11 protein-coding genes are annotated in these 20155 nt (G+C 58.9%); 2 read left to right on the top strand and 9 right to left on the bottom strand.

What is annotated here, in order from left to right:
• The first annotated feature begins 44 nt into the window (after positions 1–44).
• Positions 45–692, top strand: coding sequence for a nitroreductase family protein (locus ABD796_RS03600; RefSeq protein WP_344902946.1), 648 nt, complete (start codon positions 45–47; stop codon positions 690–692).
• A gap of 332 nt (positions 693–1024) precedes the next feature.
• The gene (gene mraY / locus ABD796_RS03605; RefSeq protein ID WP_344902949.1) at positions 1025–1978 is read left to right on the top strand and encodes a phospho-N-acetylmuramoyl-pentapeptide-transferase; all 954 of its coding nucleotides are present in this window, start codon (positions 1025–1027) and stop codon (positions 1976–1978) included.
• 605 nt (positions 1979–2583) lie between these two features.
• Here the strand turns inward: mraY and ABD796_RS03610 are convergent.
• From ABD796_RS03610 to ABD796_RS03650, 9 genes are all read right to left on the bottom strand, one after another.
• A complete protein-coding gene (locus ABD796_RS03610; protein WP_344904202.1) occupies positions 2584–4767 on the bottom strand; it encodes a DNA topoisomerase III in 2184 nt (727 codons plus the stop codon).
• 542 nt (positions 4768–5309) lie between these two features.
• A complete protein-coding gene (locus ABD796_RS03615; RefSeq protein WP_344902952.1) occupies positions 5310–6476 on the bottom strand; it encodes a hypothetical protein in 1167 nt (388 codons plus the stop codon).
• A 94-nt stretch (positions 6477–6570) separates the two neighbouring features.
• Complete coding sequence (locus ABD796_RS03620; protein WP_344902955.1) at positions 6571–6879, bottom strand: hypothetical protein; 309 nt, start codon at positions 6877–6879, stop codon at positions 6571–6573.
• 408 nt (positions 6880–7287) lie between these two features.
• Positions 7288–12774 carry a golvesin C-terminal-like domain-containing protein gene (locus ABD796_RS03625; protein ID WP_344902958.1) on the bottom strand — a complete coding sequence of 1829 codons (5487 nt, stop codon included), beginning with the start codon at positions 12772–12774 and terminating at the stop codon, positions 7288–7290.
• 16 nt (positions 12775–12790) lie between these two features.
• Positions 12791–14806 (bottom strand): Sip1-related alpha-galactosidase, encoded by a 2016-nt coding sequence (locus ABD796_RS03630; RefSeq protein ID WP_344902961.1) that lies wholly within the window; start codon positions 14804–14806, stop codon positions 12791–12793.
• A gap of 80 nt (positions 14807–14886) precedes the next feature.
• Positions 14887–16449, bottom strand: a complete 1563-nt coding sequence (locus tag ABD796_RS03635; RefSeq protein WP_344902965.1) for an extracellular solute-binding protein — start codon at positions 16447–16449, stop codon at positions 14887–14889.
• A 50-nt stretch (positions 16450–16499) separates the two neighbouring features.
• The gene (locus tag ABD796_RS03640; RefSeq protein WP_344902968.1) at positions 16500–17387 is read right to left on the bottom strand and encodes a carbohydrate ABC transporter permease; all 888 of its coding nucleotides are present in this window, start codon (positions 17385–17387) and stop codon (positions 16500–16502) included.
• Between the two features lie 8 nt (positions 17388–17395).
• The gene (locus ABD796_RS03645; protein WP_344902971.1) at positions 17396–18358 is read right to left on the bottom strand and encodes an ABC transporter permease; all 963 of its coding nucleotides are present in this window, start codon (positions 18356–18358) and stop codon (positions 17396–17398) included.
• A gap of 170 nt (positions 18359–18528) precedes the next feature.
• The gene (locus ABD796_RS03650; protein WP_344902974.1) at positions 18529–20031 is read right to left on the bottom strand and encodes an extracellular solute-binding protein; all 1503 of its coding nucleotides are present in this window, start codon (positions 20029–20031) and stop codon (positions 18529–18531) included.
• Positions 20032–20155: the final 124 nt, after the last annotated feature.

Below are 20155 nucleotides of genomic sequence, written 5' to 3' on the forward strand. Positions count from 1 at the left end.
TTTTCTTCATTTATACCGACTATGAGATAAAGGCGGAACAGCCCATGAATTATGAAGCGTTCAAGCAAATTGTGCTCGACCGGCGCAGCGTCCGCAAGTTTACGGATCGCGACGTCTCCGTCGAGGATGTCAAAGAATTGATAGAATGTGCTCGGTACGCGCCAAGCGATACGAACTCGCAGACGTGGGAATTCATCGCCATCATGAACCGGGACAAAATCAAGGCGATCGAGCAGATGACTTGGGATGAGCTGCACAAGCGCGGCGAGGAAGCGGAACGGAACGGGCTCGCCCGGGAAGCGCGGCTGCTCGTCAAGTCGTTCGGCCCTTATGCGACGGCGTTCTCTGATGCGCCCGTGCTTCTCGTTCTGCTGGCGACGCCGTACAACTCCAAGTTTCGCGAGCGTATTTTCGACCCGATCGCGCTTGTGGACGATGCGGTATGGGCCGAGGAAGGCATCAAGAGCAGTTGCTTGGCTGCGCAAAACCTGATGCTCGCCGCCCACGCCAAAGGCTTGGCGACTTGTCCGATGACCGGCCCCGTGCTGCTTGCGCAGCATCGATTGCGCGAATACTTGTCGATCGACGAAAGCCGGCAAATCAACATGGTGATCGCCCTCGGCCACCCGTCGGAGCAGCCCGGTCGGCTCGCGCGCAAAGAAGTGGACGATATTCTCACCATCGTGCAATAAAGGGGTACGCGTCTGCCGCATCCATCATGACCGAAACAACAAAAGCTGCCTGAAGTCGTCACGCTTCATGGCAGCTTTTGTTTGGCGCGGAGTCGCATATCGGGTTGATCGGCTTGATCGGCTTGATACGATCGCGCATTTGGAAGGCTTCTGGCATATTTGTCCATCTCGGCGAATTATACTAGTACAAAGCCGGATTCTTTAAAACGCACCGTACCCTCGGGGAACCGTTCCTTGCGCGCATAGGACGGAACCTGCCGGGGACGCAAACCGAACTCCAATTATGTATCCGTACAAAAGCAGGACGTTATTTGGAAAGGAGTCCTCCCTAAATGGACATGACCATGCTTGGCATCTCCGCCGTATCTTTCGCCGCCGTCGCTCTGCTCACCCCGGTGCTGATCCGGGGCTTGCGCACGCTCAATCTGACTCAGCCGATCCGCGCGGAGATGCCCGCCGATCACCAGGCCAAAAAAGGTACGCCACTCATGGCGGGGCTTATCTTCCTGATCGGCGTGCTGATGGTCGGCTTGCTCTCGCCGAGCCCGCTTACGCTGTATTTGTGCGCCGTGTTTGTCTTGTTCGGCATCGTGGGTTTCCTCGACGATTACAAGAAAGCGGCGTTTCAGGACCCGCGCGGAGCAAGCGGCAAGATGAAGCTGGCCTTGCAGTTTCTGTTCACGTTCGCTTTGATTGCCGTTCTGTTCCAGCTTCTCCCGGTCAGTACGGATATCGTCCTGTTCCGCGACGTCCGGCTGGAGCTGCTGCCCGTTGTGTATCTCGCGGTCATGTCGCTGTTCATAGTCGGCTCGGCCAATGCGATCAACTTCACCGACGGCTTGGACGGCCTGCTTATCGTCGTCGCCATCCCGACGTACTTTTTCTTCTTCGTCATCTCCGACCATCCCGAGGTGCGGCTGTTCTGCCTGACGATGATCGCTTGCCTGCTCGGTCTGCTTATCTATAACATTTATCCGGCAAAAGCGTTCATGGGCGACACCGGATCGCTCGCAATCGGCGGTTCTCTGGCGTTCCTCGCGATGATCGAGAAGGTGGAGCTGCTCATTCCGCTGTTGTTTCTGGTCTATTTCGCCGAGCAGCTTTCGGTCATTCTGCAAGTGTGGTACTACAAACGAACGAAGCTGCGCATTTTCCGGATGGCTCCTATTCATTACCACTACAGCCTGAAATACGGCTGGTCGGAAAACCGTATCGTCATCCTGTTCGGTCTCGTCTCCTGGGGCTGCTGCCTCATCTGCTTGCTTTTGTGGAAGCTGCTGTATTGACGAACGAAGGACGGCCGGGTTGAAACCGGCCGGGCCTGGTCAGTGCCGGCAAGATCCGGCCCCAAGCCATTCGCCGGCCCTCCGCTAGTGCTCGAAAGAGCACTATTCTCGCGGATCGGGCCTTTTTGGCGTGGGTTAATGCCAGAAAGAGCACTAAGTCGGCGCAGATTGGCCCTGATCGGCCGTTTCCGGTAGGGTCCAGACTCCGCTAGTGCTCGAAAGAACATTATTCCCGCGGATCGGGCCTTTTTGGCGCGGGTTAATGCCAGAAAGAGCACTAAGTCGGCGCAAATGGCCCTGGACGGCCGTTTCCGGTCGGGTCCAGGCTCCGCTAGTGCTCGAAAGAACACTATTCTCGCGGATCGGGCCTTTTTGGCGCGGGATAACGCCAGAAAGAGCACTAAGTCGGCGCAAATTGGCCCTGGACGGCCGTTTCCGGTCGGGTCCAGGTTCCGCCAGTGCTCGAAAGAGCATTATTCCCGCAGATCGGACCCTTTTGGCGCGGGTTAATGCCAGAAAGAGCACTAGCTAGCAGCGAGAAGAGGCCGCTCGAATCAACGGCCTCCTTTGCAAGCTTGGTTCTTCTTAAATGGCCATCCCAGCCTCTATTGCTGCCCGCGCTCCATAGCAGCCTTCAGCGCATCGCCGAGGCTTGAGCCGAGCGATACGTTGTCGCTAAACTGCTGCGCCAACTGGGCTTGCTGACGGCGACCGGCTTTGCCCCCGCCCCCTTGTCCGTCCAACTTCTCGATGACGTTACACGGACGGCATTGAAAATATTTGCCGGCTTTGCCGTCGTGCATTTCCATTTTTTTGCGGCACTGCGGGCAACGCCGGTTGGTCAATGCCGGTTCGGCGGCGCGGCGGAATCCGCATTCGCGGTTCGGGCAAACGAGCATTTTGCCGCGCTTGCCGTTCGTCTCCATCATCTTCTGCCCGCAATCGGGGCATTTCGTATGGGTCAAGTTATGCGGCTTGTATTCGATCTCACTTGCCTTCACCTCGGCGACCAGCCGTTCGGTTCGGCTGCGGATGTCGGCGATGAACGCCTTCGGATCGCCTTTGCCCTTGGCGATCCGCTCCAGCTCTTGCTCCCAGCGAGCGGTCAAGTCCGGAGAGCGAAGGTCGGCGGCGACGATCTCGATCAGTTGCTTTCCTTTGCCGGTCGGGACGAGCCGGTTTTGCTGGCGTTCGATCGTATCGGTATGTAGCAGCTTCTCGATAATGTCGGCCCGAGTCGCCGGCGTGCCCAGGTTGTGCTTCTCCATCCTCGACAGCAGCGTCGCTTCGGAATGGCGCGCCGGCGGCTTGGTCTGATGATCGCCGATGCGGCAGCCTTTGACGCCGAGCGTTTGGCCGTTTGCCAGCGCCGGCAGCGACTGCGCAGGAGTCAGCCGGTCGCGGCCTTCCGTCTTGTCGTCCCCGGACCGTCCGTCATCCTCCGCATCGTCCTCGTCAAGGTCGTCAGCGAGCGCCTGCGCCCCGCCGTATACATCCTTCCAGCCCGCTTCCTTCTGTACGAAGCCTTTGGCATAAAAGCAGTCATCCCCGACACGTATCGCGAGACTCGTCTCGTCGTACCGGCTGGGCCCGTAAAACAGCGAGATAAACCGTCTCACGATCAGATCGTACAGCCTACGCTCCTCCGGGCTCAAATTTCCGAGCTGTACGAACTGTTCGGTCGGGATGATGGCGTGATGGTCGGTGACCTTCGCATCGTCGACGATCCGCTTCGTCACGTTGAGCGGCTTGCGCAGCAGCGCGCGTGCCAAAGATACATACGGTCCGGTCGCGACGCTTTCCAGCCGGCTTTTAAATGTCGACACCATGTCCGACGTCAAGTAGCGCGAATCCGTACGCGGGTACGTCACCAGCTTATGCTGCTCATACAGCCGCTGCAGCACGTTGGACGTCTGCTTGGCCGAGAAGCCGAGCCGCTTGTTCGCGTCCCGCTGCAGCTCGGTCAAATCGTACGCCAGCGGCTGCGGCTCCGCTCGCTCGACCGTACGCACTTGTTCGACCTTCCCACTCTTCCCCTTCACCCGCGCTGCCAGTGCTTCGGCCTCGGCCTTGTCGGACAGGCGGCCGTCATGACGGTCGTCCTTGCGCCACAAGCCGGTAAAACCGCCGAAATCGGCCGTTACGGTGCAATATGGCACCGGTCGGAAGCCGGCGATTTCCCGCTCTCGATCCATCAGCATCGACAGCGTAGGCGTTTGCACCCGTCCGGCCGCCAATTGCGCGTTGTACTTGCTCGTCAGCGCACGGGTCACATTCAACCCGACCAACCAGTCCGCCTCGGCCCGGCAGACAGCGGACGCATACAGCCGGTCGTATTCCCGGCCCGGCTTCAACTTGTCGAAGCCTTCGCGGATCGCCTTGTCCGTCTGCGACGAAATCCACAGCCGCTTGAACGGCTTGTTCCAACGGACCAATTCCATAATCCAGCGAGCAACCAGTTCGCCTTCCCGCCCGGCGTCAGTCGCGATGACCAGATCGCCGATATCGGAGCGCTTGCACAGCTGCGCGACCGCCTTGTACTGGTGAGACGTCTCGCGGATCACCTTGAGGTTCATTTTCGCGGGAACGATCGGCAAATCTTCGAGCTTCCACGTTTTATACTTGGGATCGTAATCCTCGGGCTCGGCCAGCTCGACCAGATGACCCAGCGCCCACGTGACTACATAGTGGGGACCTTCGTACCAGCTTTTTTGCTTCGTATTCGCCCCCAGCACGCGGGCGATTTCTTTGGCTACGCTCGGCTTTTCGGCCAAAACGAGGCTTTTCATCGGCTTCATCCCTTTCATTCTTGTTTCTATCCGCTTCAAAAAAACAAAGGTCCCGTTTCCGGGACCTTGTGCGCCTCCGCTGCGAGCGGCTTTATCACGCCATACGCTACTTGAGAAAATAGAAAGTGCGGTTTACCGGCATCTGAGCTTCCCGTCACTCCGCGCTAAGTGCACCGACGACGCAATATAAGCGTCAATCTTAGCCAATATCCCCGCACGAACGAGCTTCGGAGTAAACAACTTGCGCTTCCAAAAGGAAGCAGCCTATGATTTTTAACCTCGATTAGAATAAATCGTATTTCGATGCTGCATCTAATATTTTATCACTTTCACCCGCGAACGCAAAATAGCTGAACGATACGACCGACCGCTGTCTCCAATGGGCACGAAAGTAGTTATTTCTTCTCGAGAACGAATGTGAAACGCTATCCACCTTCCATTTCGCGAATCCGCGCCAAGCTTTCATGCTTGTCGGCGTGGAGCGGGCGGCAGGCTCTCAACGGCAGCATGCCAATCCATTCGGTCCGGCATGCGTTCGGGTACTACCCGAACGGTCTTAGAAGATGAAATCCGTACAGCTCCATCTCCTTGTCCGGCGTATCCGGTTCGTGGCATTCGACAAAGTCGGCATCGTCCGCAAATTCGGAGTAGACGGTTTCATGGGCAAAGCACCAGCTTTTCTGCGACTTGCTATAAAATCTGGTGAATCCGTCCTCGCTCCAGCGATCCAGCGACGCCTGATTGAGCGGCATACTGTAGCGGTCAACCCTCGACCACTGATAGCGACTATGGAGCCGGGAATGCTGCTGCGGCTCGTTTCTGGGAAGCTTCGCCCGGTACTTCGGATCCTTCAGCTCCCGAACGCTCTTGCCCTTAAGCGCCTCCAAATCCGGCTTGTACGCTTCGGTCTGCTCCGCTTTCTTGAACTGGGGAGGCAGCTGTGCATCCTCCTCCATTTTCCCTTTATCTACCAGCTTACGCTTCTTCTCCTCCGTCTCGTCTTCCGTGGCCGGCGTCCACATCGATAGATCCGGATCGAGAAGCTCCCCATTCGTTTTTTGGTAATGAATCTTTTCGGCCTCCACCATAAGGCCGAGCAGCTTTTCAAAAAGAATGTCGTCCATCTGCTTGGCTTCGGACTGCTTGAACTCCGTCATCAGCTCGAACATATGCTCGTACAGCTCCGAGCGAGGCGTCATCTGCCCCGACTCGAGCCGGTTGCCGTCAAAGCCGCGGTTGGGGTCCTCCACCCGATTGCCGGAGTTCGGTCCGGCCGTAATATCCGAACCGAGGCTCTTGAACGAATTCGCCCCCGCGTTCGACGTCAAATCGAGCTGCTGCTTCGCGGTAGCAAGCTGGTTGGGAGTCAACGCCCGATAAAAGTCCTCCATCATGCTTTTCGGCACCTTATGATGCCCGGTGTTCATGCCGGGATTGTTTTTGGCGAATTGGGTCAGCGCTTCGTTCAGTTTTCCGGTAGCCCAGCTGCGGCTGCCCTTGCTGTCTTCATCCTGCTCGTTGTCGTTACCTCTTTGCACATAAGCCCCGTCGCGCTGGAGCATCCGCTGAACCGCCCGATTGCCTACCGTGCGGTGAAGATGCTGAATCCAGGACGGGGATGCACGGCCGGAAGCGGCCGGGGAAGACTTCGCCCCGGGGCTTTCCCATGCCGTTCCGGGACGCGGGTGGCGCGCAGATTGTCGTTTCACCGATCTTGTTCTCCTTTAGCCGTTTGGTCCAAAGCAATTCTGCCGAAACAAAGCTGCAAAGATGATGTCAAGACCGTGATGAGCTTTCGCTTTCCTAGCCTTCTGCCACGTCGGCGCCCAGGTCGCCGGCGACTTCCAGCATCTTGGGAATGACGGCATCGTCCGTTCCCGACACGTACAAATCTCCCTGATAGTGGCGAAACGGAATTTCCTTGCCGCCTACGCTCCACAGGAAAAAGTCCCCTTCAATGGACATCGTGGCAGCGCCCTTCACCGTATAAACCCGGGTATAGGCGAAATCCGCCTTGTCCGAAAAATAAAGCTTGCATTCCTCCAGCGTCAACGTTCGCTCTGCGCCTTCCTCCTCCCGCATCGTTCTTGTAATCCGGTACCGTCTGCTCATTCCTCCGCCTCCATGGGGCTTGATATGGGATTGCCAAATTTGTTTTATTTTACTTCACCGGCCGCCCGGGATCAACTGTCGTCTTCCGGCTAGCCCTCGATCGGCACGCAACACGTGCAATCGTTCAAACGGCGAGATATCAATCGTTTAGCCGTAGGGTTGCGGAAGTCTGGGCACCTCCGGAGCGTCAGTTTAGAAGCCAATGGCTGCTAACGCCCGCCGATAGAAGGACCGTCCGGCCCCGGTCCCGAAATCCGTGCATTGAAAGAAGCCTCCGCTCCCCTTCAAAAAAGAAGGGTCAGGGAGGCTTCCTGCATGCCGGTATGCGGAATCTCGACAGGCTTCGTCCGGCTCTCGCGCGGTGTCAACCGCGGGAGCCGGGGCTCGCGGTCGGAACGCGAGCTTCACTCATTCGACGGGAGCGTCGTCAAATTTGACCGCATCCGCACGCGTATACACCTCAAACAAGGGCGGATTCGACGTCGGCGTCGTCCGAAGCAGGCGTACGTACTCGGAGCCGTCCCCGGCAAAATCGAAGGCGCCGAGATTCACCCAACCGGATGTGCCCGAGGCGGCATCGACCGTCACGACGGTTTGACCCGTCCCGTGCTTGATCTCCACCTGTACGGACTCGTCTCCTCCAGACATGCGCACGATGTTGTAGAACGATGCCGTATACCGGCCGGGCGGCAACGTAGCCTTCCAGGTCGCCGTCGCTCCCTGCGTATCCGTATAGCGGGAGCGAACGCTCGGGCTGTAACCGGTAAGTCCGCTCAGCTTCCACGGTCCCGATTCCGCATAGGCCGCCTGATTCGTGCTGTCGACAATGACCGTCAGCGGACGAATCCGGATGGTCAGCGTCGGCGACTGCACGACGTTCGCGCCGTCCGCGACGCTGGCCGTGACGTTCACCTCATCTGTCGATTCGTCCACGCCGATAACCGTCAGCTTGCCGTTTACGTCAATGGACGCGAGATCCGGTCGATCGACCGTATAGGTCACATTCGGACCGTTTACGGAGGCGCTCAGCTCGGTATCCCAGACGGCGACGGCGCGCAACTGCGCGGACTGCGACCGCATCAGCTCGAGGCGGTCGGACGTCAGACGGACCTGCACGAGCGACGGCGAATAGCCGTCCGGCACCCACATGAAGGCGTCCGCGGCAACGACGGAGCCGGCGGAGGCACGGTTCGTCATCTCGACGTACCCGGAGCGGCCCGCGGCAAACGGGTGCTTGCCGAGCAGCGTCCAGTCCCCGTTCGTCGTCTTCTCGTTGATCGCGTAGGTTTGCTCTCCGCCGTCGTAATGAACGGTGACGGCGGCATCGGACGCCCACTCGCTGCGGCCGACGGGCAATTTGTAATACACATTGTACAGTCCTCCGTCAGGCAGCTCGGGCTTCCAGCGCATACGGCTCGTCGGCTGGCCCCCCGCTTTGGCGGTGACGTAGTTGTCTCCGTAATAATCGTTCGCCGCTGTCGCCCGCGACCAGCTTCCGTCCGATTCGCTGTCCGCATTGTCGACGATAACCGACGGACGCGTGCCCGGCTGCGCAGGCTGGGAAGGAGGCACGGAGACGTAGCGCGGCAAGTACAGCGTCCGGGCTTGCGTCCTTCTCCCGTCAGACTCGACGTAATATGTGAACGGGACGGACGGATCGTTCACCGGAATCGACCATTCCATCGGATAGACGTCGTCCGCGCTCGCCGCGTAGGTCGTCCCCCCGTCGAATGAATAGTGCAGCGTGGCGGGACGCGTCGTCTTGGCCTGAACATAGGCGCGGTAGGCGCTTTCGTCCGGTTTGACGAGCAGCATGCCCTTGACCGCATCGATCGGGCTGTACCGGTCGAAAAAGTAGCTTTTGTCCGACGTATCCCGCGAATCCGGCGTCCGATGCAGCGGAACGTCGATATTCATACCCTCCACAATGATCGCGGCCATGCCTTGCGCCGTCAACGTCACTTCAATTTTCCCGTTCGTCATGACGGCTTGTTCCGGCGCTCCGTTATCGCGAATGACCGTGACCGGATACGTGCCGTTCGGGTCAAAGCCGATCAGCTGCGCGTTCAAGGCAACGGAGGTCGTCACCGCCTGGTGCGATTCATTCGACAAGCCGATATAGAACCGGCTGCCGCTTTCCGCCGTAATCCAGTTCAACTGCTTGCTGCCCGGATCGATAATGCCCTTGGGCATCCACAGCCACGCATCGGAATGGCCGTAGAACGTACCCGGCTCGCTGCCGTACACGTGGTATTTGAACCACAGAAAGTCCGATTCGAATACGGAAGGAAACGAGATGCGCCCGGCCGATTTGACCATCTGCTCCGTGACAAGGTAGTCCATCGTCTGTCCCAATTGCGCCGGTACATGATGGTAATAGATCGACGTTCCTTCGGTCGGCCCGAGCAAAGGGAATTCCGGCTGCTGCTGGCTTTCGATCAGCCCGCGGTAATAGTACCCGGGGTAATTCGTATATCTGCCAATGACCGCATTGTGCGCAATGTCCTGCAGTAGACGGTCCCCGGTATAGGCGGCAAGCCGCAGCAGAAACGGCGCTTCCTGCGCGTTCATCCGGTAAGCCGCCGACGTGTCACCCGCCTCGTAGATCAGACCGTTCGGCGAGACGCGCCAGGCGTCCGTCTGTACATTGGCGCCGGGCGCATCTTCGGGCAGACGGCTGCGGCCGTACGGGAATTTGTAGCGGTCGTCCCATAGGAAGGCAATCTCGTAACGAAACGGAGACGGCTGAGGAATGGACACCGTCCCCTGCGGCACGGGACGCGCGACGAACATTGAGGCGTACCGCTTCCCTTCTTTGTAAGCCGCCGCCAAATACTTCGGCTCCTTCGTTTCCTCGTACAGCTCCAGGATTTCGACCCACAGCTTGCCGTAATTGTAGAAGAAATCCCGGCCGTTCATAGCCGCCGTGCTCGGCGTGTCGATCTCTTTCTCGATGTAGGCGTCGGCAGCCGCCATCGCTTCGTTTAAGTAGCGGACGTCGCCCGTCATCCGGTACGTCATCAACGGCTGAATGACCGGGCCGCGCACGAATGGATCCGGGTTGCGGAAGCGGTATTCCTCCTGTCCGACCGCGTACAGGCCGGCGTTCAATCCCCGCGTCATGTCGTAGAAGGCAGCGACCGACGTCACGTCGAACGGCACCGACGCCATTTTCCACAGCGACGTATCGCCGTAAACCGGCGCCATTGTCGGGGACCAGCCCCGTTCGTTGCGGGAAACGCCGTGCTCCAGCATGGGCAGCGCCCGATTCTCGTACAGCTCGTCGTCCCCGGTCATATAGTAGGCGCCGAGCATCACCGGGCCGGCCGCCGTACGGATCGCGTCCGGATTTTCAATATCCATAAAGCCTTTGGCCCGGCTCCACCAGCCGCTGAGCGACGGGACGAAGTCCACGGAGTCGTCTCCCTCCGGATCGATCTTCAGCAGATCGATCATGTTGTACATGGCATCGTTCAGCGAGCCCGCTGCGACATTCTCTCGATAAGCCGAGTAGCCGTAATCCGTACGCAAAATATCCGTGTAGGCGTCATATACAGCCCCCTTCTGGGCATACACGCCGACGGAGGCTCGGTACGTCGTTCCGCCGTTCAGCTGCGAGTACGTGCCGTACTGAGGCGCATACCAGATTGGCTGGACCGCTCCTTCATTATTGATCAGACTCATCCCGAGACGCTGGTTGCCCGCCGTACCGGCCGGCTCGAACACAAGCGGCAGCTGTGCGGACGGTATGTACAGCCCGTACGTGAACGGGTCGCCGGCAGGGGTCTTCTTCTCGACCAGACTCATCGGCGCCGTCAGCTCCCACAAGCCGGTCGATTCGACCGTCCCGGCCATTTTGGCATGGTTGCGCGCCCCGCTCAGCACTTCGCTTACGTCGGACAAGCTTTCGGCCGTGAACGACTGGTAGCCGACGACGTACTGACCGGAGGCGACAGGCGTAAGCGCATATTCGATGAGAGGCCGGGCTCCTGCCAGCGACCAGGTAACGGTCAGCGCATAACGGTCGCTGTGGGACGTATCCGCCAGCACCACGGTTTGCGCGTCCGGCATGCTGAAGCTGTCGAACGCGGTCCAATCGGCATCCATCGTTTCGTAATAGTCCGCTCTGTCTCCCGACGCGCCGCCGAGAACGACCCATTGCTCCTCCAGCCGCTCGTTCTCGTTGTTCATCGGCCTCCAAACTCCGTCTTCCCGATGGTAGACGTCCCGCACGACCGTGCGGCCTCCATTCCAAGCCGCCTCCAGAAATGTCACTTTGTAATCCTCGTTCTCAATCGTGCCTTTCTCGGTGTAGATCACATTCGTCAGCGCCCGGCTGCGCAGCGGCCCTAAGGGGGGCGGCAGACGCTCGATCGTGCCTTCGAATTTGACGGCGCTGGCCCGCGTGTAGATTCCCGATCCGCTGCCCGTGGTCCGCGTCAGCCGCACGTATTCGTTGCCGTCCCCGGTAAAGTCGTACGTGCCGAGGTCGATCCAGCCCTCGCCGGCAGGCGTCAGATTCAGGTAGCGCGTCTCAGTCGAGCCGCCGTGCACGATATCCAATCTGACCTGCGGGTCGGCATTGTCCGGCCAATTCACCTTGTAGAACGATACGGCCGCCCGGCCCGCGGTCATTCGCGGCTTCCACGTCGTAGTCGCTCCCGCGGTTGACGTATAGCGGGTGTTGTTCTTGTTGTAGCCCTTCACCGACGAAGACGTGAACCAGGAGCCGGTTTCGGAATAGCCGCCGTCGCCGTATTGGAGAACGATCGAATTGCTGGGCTTGCGAGTCACTTGCAATGTATACGTTTTCAAAATAGTGCCGTCCGCACTCTCCACCTCGACGTCAATCTCGTTCGCGCCGACAGTAAGAGCAATGTCCGGCGATGGAGAGCCGGCGGCCACGGCGGTGCCGTTGACCTTCACCACGCTCCCGGGCGTCGAGGCCTCCGCCGTGACCCGGACGGACGCCGTGCGCAGCTCCACTTCACTCGCATAGCTCGTCACCTGCGGATCGAACGAGGGGCTGAGCGTACCTTCGCTGAGCGTCAGCCGGGCGAGCGACGCCTCGGGCGGACGGACGGCGGTTACGGTATACGTGCGTGTCTCCGTGCCGTCTGCGGACAGAACGACGATGTCGATCGCCGCTTGCTCGCCGGGAGCCAGTGCTAAGGCGGGCGCGGGCGCGCCGTTTCCGACCGGCGCTCCCCTCACACGCAGCGTAGCCGCCGGGTCGTACGTCAAGGCAGTCACCGTTACCGCGGCCGTCCCCGGAGTCAATTGGTACGTGTATGCCGTCACCGCCGGAGAAAAGGCGGGCGCAGGCTCGCCCCCGTTCACGCTCAAGCTTTGCAACGAGGCGTCCGAGCCTGCCTGCACCCTCTCGAATTTGACGGCGTCCGCGTGGATGAACGTATTCGCCGCCGTCGTCAGCTTGGTCAGCTTGACGTATTCGCCGCCCGAGCCGTCGAACGAAAACGTGCCGAGCTCGACCCAGCCCGACGTTCCCTGCGTGGCGTCAATGTCCCGAAGGTCGGATACCCCTCTATGGAATACCTCGATCCTCATATGCGGGTCGTCCGTGGGCGTCGGCCTTTTTACTTTGAATAGGGAAACTTTGTACGCCCCCTGAAGAGAACCGGCCGCAGGTGTCCATGTCGCAAAAGCTCCGTATCCGCCGGTCACTCGGGTCGAACTGTCGTTGTAGCCTTTCACGCTGCTGCTGCCCCAGCCTGCGCTTTCTTCATAGCCGGGATCGCCGTTGTCGATCAGAATCGCATTTTCCGCCGCTTCGGCCAATCCTCTCCGCGCGCCGCCGGGTACCGATAATGCCGCGAATGCCGTCATCAGCGCGAGCAGCAAAGCAAGACACCTGCGAATCGTCCCATAGTTCACCAGAACGCCCCCTCGATTATTGACGTCGTATGCGTACCGCCAAGTCCGTTTGCCCTGCGGGCAGATCAAAACGCCAGAAGCCATCCCCGATTTCGATCGCCTCCGCCGCTTCGGTTTCCGGCCGTCCGGCCCCGCTCCAGATGGCGAACGGACCGCTTTCCCTCAATCTGACGATCAGCTCCCGCTCAGTCGCCGAGATCGTCTCGACGGCGGCAGCCGACAAAAACTTGTCCGTCCGCCCGATCGCCGACCAGCCTTCGCGAATCGGCGTCAGTTGGAACAGCCGGTTGCCGTAGCCCGGCAGATCGAAGGCGAACGGCGCTTCGAGTCGAACGGCGCGCTGCGCGAGCCAGTCGAACAAGACAAGCCCTTCTCCCGGTACCGTCCATTCTCCGCGATCCGACAGCAGGTTCCCGGCATCCGCGTAATGCGCCGGACGAATGCTCCCCTTCAGCGGAACCTCCGGCTCCGACAAGTTGTAGGCGACGATCGCCACAGCCCCGCCTGCAAGCGGCGCGGACACGACATACGGGCTTGCGCCCTCCAGCGGATTGTCGAACAAGCATTCCCGGATCGGCGCCGCCGGCGCGAGAGGACGAAGCAGCTCTCCGTTCCCGTAACAGAGCGGAAGCACGTTGGCCGCATCGAACGAGGCCGGATTGTCGGACAAGTAGACGGGACCGCCCGACATCGCCTTGGAGATCGCCATCATCTGCCCGCTGTCCTTGTCGCCGGAGTGGAACATGTCGTGATCGCCCCATACCGTTTGCCCGAGCCACGGCATATTGCCGTACGAATTGTGCAGGTGCCGACGCGCCCGGCCAAGATCGCCGACCGCGTAATCTTCGCTGCAGCGCGTCACCGCGCTCAACCTCGTATTGAATGCGCACACGGCGTTGTGCGCCATGCAGTTGATCAAGCCCTTCATATGGCGGGCGCTTGCCGTTTCCAGCGCTTGGGCATTGTGCGCCGCCCTTTCGGTTCCGTTGTCCATGCCGCTGTTCATCTCTACGTTCTTCGCCTGGTTGTCGACCTTGATAAAATCGAAGCCCGCCTCCCGTACGGAGCCGATCATCGCCTCATAGAAAGCCAGCGAGTCGGCGAAGGCGTTTTTCGGCTGCAGCGCTCCGCTCGCGACTGGCTCCAAATGGCGGTTCAGCTCGCCAAGCTCGTTATCCGGGCTAATGCCGCCCCAATAGCCGTTGAAGTTGAGCCACAGCCCCATCCAGCGAATACCGTCCTTCGAACGCCGAGCGAGCAGTCCCTCCCAGCCTTCGGGGAATTTGTCCGCGTCCGGCCGAAAGCTGATCAGCCGGCGCCGGGCATCCGCGTGCAGATGGCCGTCGTCGACAAGCACATAGCGAATCGGCAGTCCAGACGCTTCGATCCGGTCGAACGCCTGCTGCAGCATCGTGCCGTCAATGTCGAACTTGTACTCCTCCCACGTGCACCAGCCCAAGTAGCGGAACGGCTCGGGATACGACTTCTCCTCCCGCAGACGCGTGGAGCCGTTCAGCCGGTTGTCGGCTGCGGCCGTCTCCCAGACGCGGCGGCATGCGCCGTAAGGGTCTTGATCCTCCGCCCAGGCGCAAAGCGGAATCTCGATTCCTTCAACCTTTGTGGTGCCTAATGTGCCGACTGCGAGCAGAAGCTTGCCGTCTTCTCCGGCAAACCATGCGAACGTGCGCTTGCCGACTGCCGCCAGCACTGCCAAATAACGCCCGTTATGCAGCTGAAGCAACAGAAAATGCCCACCCACCGCCAGGTCGGCGAAATTCGTGATCGCAAGCGGCTGAATGCGATTGCAGCCATCCGGCCAAGATTGGGTATGACCGGGAATCGGGTCATATTTCTGGTATGGCGCAAAATACGAGGCCGCCGCAAACGGCGGAACCTCCACCTCGTACGTCAAAATCACGCCCCGATTGTCGGGCGTCCATGTTTCCGCGGGCTGTGTCATAAACCCGGCCGAGCCTTGCTCTGCCGAAAACGTCAGCCGCCTTGTCTTCGTATCGCTTGCGTTGCTTCCCACCTTGTTTTCCTCCTCGCCCTCAGTCGGCCCGCAGCCGCGGTGCTGGCGTTGACACGCCGGCCCCGCGGCTGCAAGGACGTTTATTTCTTCGCGCTTTCGATCTTCTTGATGAAATCGTTCATTTGCTTCACGTAATCTTCGCCGCCGGCTTTATACCAGCCGGAAAGCAGATCGTCGAATTTGGCTACCGGCGTCTGGCCCAGAATGATCTTCATGACGGTTTGATCCCATGCCTTCTGGTAATCCATCAGCTCCGGCTTCTTCGCCGCATCCGGCGTAAAGTCGAGGTCTTTGCCGCGCACGACGGTATCGACCGACTTTTTGAGCCACGGCATAATCATATCGCGGATCTTCTGGTCGGTACCTACGGCAATGAAGAAATCGGTGTCGTTGGCGCGGCGCATCGTGTTTTTGCGGACGAAGCTGGTCGGCGGGTTCGGGATCGCCACTTTCTGCCCGTTTTCCACTTTGTAGTCCGAGCCCTCGAAGCCTTCGCTGACCGTAGGCCACAATTCGTCCGACAAGTACGCGTCGAGGAAATCGACGGCTTGCTGCGGATTTTTGGCCGATTTGGTCAACGCCCAGAAGCCCCACAGCCCGGACGCATAGCCGCCGCCCTTCACTTGCCCCTTCTCGTCCTTCACGAACACGTACGTCAGCTCGACATTCGGGTTCAGCTTGCGCATTTCATCGGTGTGCCAGGTGTAGTGGCCGGCAAAGCCCGGGAATACGCCCGTGATGCCTTTCCAGAAGCGCTCCCGCGCCTTGGTCGCATCGTTCGTCGCAGCGTCGGGGTCCAGCAGTCCCTCCTTGTACAGGTCGTTCGTAAAGGCAAGCGCTTTCTTATAGGCGTCCGACGAAGGGTCGTATTTGGGATCGATATAGTCATACTTGCCTCCTGCCGTCTTCTGCCACCCGGTCAGCCCGAACGGACCTGTCAACACGGGATCGAGCACTTTGCGGCCGTTGACGTTTGCGGCCAGGCCGAACGTATCGTTTTTACCGTTTTTGTCCGGGTCCTCCTTCGTAAATTTACGCAGCATATCGGTAAACTGGTCGATCGTCATTTCGGCGTTGTCGGGCAGCGTAATGCCGACGTTGTTCAACCAGTCCTTGCGCACCCAGAACTGGTCGTTACGGGTTACCGAGGTACGCGGAATCCCGTACATTTTGTCGTCCTGCTTCACCTTGAGCGCATCCCACGACGTATCGTACGTGTGCTTCTGCAAATTTTTGGCATTCTTGATGTAATCGTTCACCGGCAGCAGAATGCCGTCCTTCATGGCGTTCAGAAAGCTCGGGTCGTTCGTGCTCGGGAAGAAGACAAGGTCCGGGTAGTCGCCAGACGCCAGCATCAGCTGCAGCCGCTCGTTATAACCGGTCAGAGGCGGAATTTCGAAGGTTACCTTCGTATTCGTCTTCTTCTCCAGCAGCTCGACCATCTTCTTGTCGGTTTCCGACAAGTTCGCCTGATCGTAGTTCCCCATAATCTTCAACGACACCGGCTGTGCCGGCGTTGCGGGCGACGATCCGCCCTTGTCGTTGCTGTCGCTTGCGTTCGGCCCGCTCTTGCCGCAGGCCGTGCTCGTCAGCAGCAGCGCGGCGGCGAGCAGTGCGAGCATCCCCTTTTGTTTTCCCGACATGTGATTTCCTCCATCGTAAATGGTTTATAGCAAAGGGCGATGCCCTTCGACTATCCTTTGACCGATCCCAGCATGATACCTTTGACAAAATACTTTTGGATGAACGGATAGACGAGCAGGATCGGCAGCATGACAATCGTCAGCGTCGCATACTTGAGCGTCTCCGACGTCACCTGATCGCTTCCCAGCTCCGCGGCATTGCCGCCGGCCGCAATCTGTTTGGCGCTGGCGCCCTCGATAATTTCGCGAAGAAACAGCATCAGCGGCCATTTGTCCACGCTGCGGATGTAGATGACGCCGTTGAAAAAGTTGTTCCAGTACCCGACAGCCGCGAACAACCCCAGGGTGGCGATAATCGGCATCGAGAGCGGTACCAGAATGCGGAACAAAATATACGGATCGGATGCGCCGTCGATGCGCGCCGCCTCCTCCAGCTCCTCGGGCAGTCCCTCATAATAATTTTTCATCAGGATCAGGCTGAAACCCGAGAACAAAGAGGGCAATACGAGAGCGGCGAGCGAATCGAGCAAGCCGAGCGAACGCATCAAGTAGTAGTTGGGGATGAGTCCGCCGCTGAACAGCATAGAGAAGATAACCAGCGTCATCAGCGTGCGCCTTCCCTTCAGCTCCTTCTTGGACAGTGGATACGCCGTAACGATATACATCAGCAGCCCGAGAAAGACGCCGACGACGGTGACGATGATCGTATTCCGGTAGCTCGTCCACAATACCGGATGCCCCACAATCTCCTTGTAGGCGCTGAGATCGAAATCGTGCGGCCACAGCATCAGCGGGTTGGCCACGTACGCGGTATACGAGCTGAACGAGACGGCCAGGACGTTGACGAACGGATACAGCATCAGGACGCACACCAAGACGATCAAGGCGTAATTGACTGTATCGAAAGCATTGAAGCGAAGTCGCAAGTTCTTTTTCATATCGGCACCTACCATACTTGTTTTCCGAACAGCCGCGCCAGACGGTTCGCTCCGAGGATCAGCACGAAGCCGACCAGAGCCTTGAACAGACCGACCGTAGAGGCGAACGAGAGGCGGCCGTCAATGAGACCGATCCGGTACGTATACGTTTCGAATACGTCGCCTACGTCGTAGGTCAGCGGGTTGTACAGCAAAAAGATTTGCTCGAAGCCGTTGTCCAGAATATGACCGACCTGCAAAACCAGCAGCACGATGATCGTCGAGGCGATGCCGGGCAGCGTAATGTGGCGAATTTGCTGGAAGCGGTTGGCACCGTCCATCTTCGCGGATTCGTAAAGTGTCGGGTCGATGGAGGTCATCGCCGCCAGGTAGATAATCGTTCCCCAGCCAACTCCCTTCCATACTTCGGCCGTGACGATAATCGTACGAAAAAATTCGGGCTTCAGCAGGAACGGAATCGGCTCGTGTCCGAACGATTTCAGAATCTCGTTGACGATGCCGGTCGACGGCGACAGGAAGTTCATCACGATGCTCGCCAGCACGACCCATGAAATAAAGTGCGGCAGGTACAATATCGTTTGAGATACCCGCTTGAAGACGATATGCCGCACCTCGTTCAGCATCACTGCCAGGACGATCGGCGCGGGAAACTCGAATACGATCTGATAAAAGCTGAGCACCAGCGAGTTGCGCAGTACCTTGTAAAAATCGGGGGCGTGCAGCAGGTAGGCGAAGTTCTCCAGCCCGACCCATTCGCTGCCGCCGATGCCGCGCACCAGACTGAAATCCTGAAACGCAATGACGATTCCGAACATCGGAATGTATTTGAAGATCAGCAGATAAAGAAAGCCGGGAATCAGAAACAGGTACAGCCATTTGTGGCGGACCATATGTCGGTAAAGCTCCCCCCGCGTCTTCTCCCCCTTCGTGACCGCTTGGGCCGGCGGCGTCTCTTGAACGGTCCATTGCATGGCGTATCTTTCCTTTCCTCTTGAGCATATCGTCATTATAGTCATGGCGAACGAGCGGCAACATCCAAATTCTCACGAAATGATTTGTTATTTCACCATGTGCCAACCAAACAAAAAAACCCCGTCCTTCCCCAAGGGGAATGACGGAGCACGCGCGATTCTCCGCGCCTCTATCGAATCATGCCTAGGCTTTTCAACTGCCGCTCGGCGGCCTGACGATAGGCCTCGTACCGGTATTCCGTATCGAGCGTGGCGAGAAACTCGCCGTAGCTGTCCAGCGGACGTTTGCCGTAGATGAATTTGTACAGTTCTTCCTTGATATATCGTTCCGCATCGGCGGCCGAATAGTCGTCGGGCGGATCGATGAACGAATCGAGCACCTCCAGACGCGGCTGCCGCATAGCAAACGAGAAGTAAGGCTCCTGCTTCGGAAACTTCGTCTTCAAATACGTCAACTCGTCTCGCCCAACTAACTGGTACAAGTACGCATATTTCATTTGCGACATTTGCGCGGTCGGGACGATTTGGTTCCCCGCGACCGTGTAATGCTTGCCCTCAAGTCCGTACATGACGAGCCGGCTTCCTTCGGGGGAAGTCACGTACCGGAGCAGCCGGATGATTTTGTCCAGCTTTGCGGGGGCTCGCTGCAGCGTCTTCGGCATGACGAGCACGCTTGCGGCCCCCGGATCGTAGAAGCTATAGCTGGCCCCGCCCGGCCCCTGCGGGCTCGGCAGTTGGACCCAGCGGGCATTCGGATTGAGCGGCTGCCATTCCTTGACCTTGTTGTCGTTCATCATATTCGGCCAGTTGTAGTAAAATAAACCGACTTGTCCTTGAAAAGCTTTCATCTCGTGCTGGGCGGTTTTGTTGGAGAGCAGATCGGGATCGACGACGCCGGCCTCGATCAGCGATTGGATATAAGCGAGTGCGGGAACCATGCCCGGATCGGTCAAGGAATTGACCAGTTGCCCGTTCTTGCGATAAAAGTGCCCGGGGTACGTCGTACCGAACGCGCCGAATATCGGGCCGAGCGCCTGATCGGGATTGCCGCCGAAGCCGTACGTATCGTTCTTGCCGTTGCCGTCGGGGTCTCCGAACGTGAACGCCCGGGCTGTCCGGGCCAGCTCGTCGAGAGTGGCCGGCGGCTGAAGCCCCAGCTTGTCCAGCCAGTCCTCGCGCACCCAATACGTGAACTGGAAGGCGTTATCGCCGATGGCAAGGCCGTACAGCTTGCCGCCGTTCTCCGGCAGCTCCACTTTCCCGCCGCCGGCGAAATCGATGGCCGGCTGGAGCAGATCGACGTAAGGGGACAGATCGAGCAGCTGATTTTGTTTGACCAGCCGGGCTAGCGTACGCCGGTCTACATAAAACAGATCCGGCGGATTGCCCTCCGCCAGTCTCATGCTCAATTGAGTCTTGCACGCGTCGCCGAGGCAAGGAACGATGCGCAGATCGATATTGAGCTTGGCATCGATCGTTTTCTTGATGTCGTCTTCGAGCGCATCGGGCAGCTCGCTTCCCAGCACGAGCGCTTCGATGACCGGCGCGTCGCCGGTAGCGAACGGGGGCTCATCCGTCGGACGGATCGTCCTCTCGGTACAGGCGGTGCCGGACAGAACGAGAACGGCGGCTACGACGGCGAACCTGCATCTTCCGGCGAATAATCGGCGCATGAAGCTCCACTCCTCCCGCTAGTAGGACCTGTCGTTTTCTTTTCTTCTTATTATAAACCGATGGACGCGGTCCGACTATCGGAGGCGGGTTTCGGTATTTCACGATTTCTTTTGCTTTATCGCT

The organism is Paenibacillus hodogayensis (assembly GCF_039536325.1).
GTDB lineage: Bacteria > Bacillota > Bacilli > Paenibacillales > NBRC-103111 > Paenibacillus_AB > Paenibacillus_AB hodogayensis.

What these genes read in the sequence shown, in the direction of transcription:
- ABD796_RS03600 (WP_344902946.1), top strand. Translation starts at nt 45, where the DNA reads ATGAATTATGAAGCGTTCAAGCAAATTGTGCTCGACCGGCGCAGCGTC.
- mraY (WP_344902949.1), top strand. Translation starts at nt 1,025, where the DNA reads ATGGACATGACCATGCTTGGCATCTCCGCCGTATCTTTCGCCGCCGTC.
- ABD796_RS03610 (WP_344904202.1), bottom strand. Translation starts at nt 4,767, where the DNA reads ATGAAAAGCCTCGTTTTGGCCGAAAAGCCGAGCGTAGCCAAAGAAATC.
- ABD796_RS03620 (WP_344902955.1), bottom strand. Translation starts at nt 6,879, where the DNA reads ATGAGCAGACGGTACCGGATTACAAGAACGATGCGGGAGGAGGAAGGC.
- ABD796_RS03635 (WP_344902965.1), bottom strand. Translation starts at nt 16,449, where the DNA reads ATGTCGGGAAAACAAAAGGGGATGCTCGCACTGCTCGCCGCCGCGCTG.
- ABD796_RS03640 (WP_344902968.1), bottom strand. Translation starts at nt 17,387, where the DNA reads ATGAAAAAGAACTTGCGACTTCGCTTCAATGCTTTCGATACAGTCAAT.
- ABD796_RS03645 (WP_344902971.1), bottom strand. Translation starts at nt 18,358, where the DNA reads ATGCAATGGACCGTTCAAGAGACGCCGCCGGCCCAAGCGGTCACGAAG.
- ABD796_RS03650 (WP_344902974.1), bottom strand. Translation starts at nt 20,031, where the DNA reads ATGCGCCGATTATTCGCCGGAAGATGCAGGTTCGCCGTCGTAGCCGCC.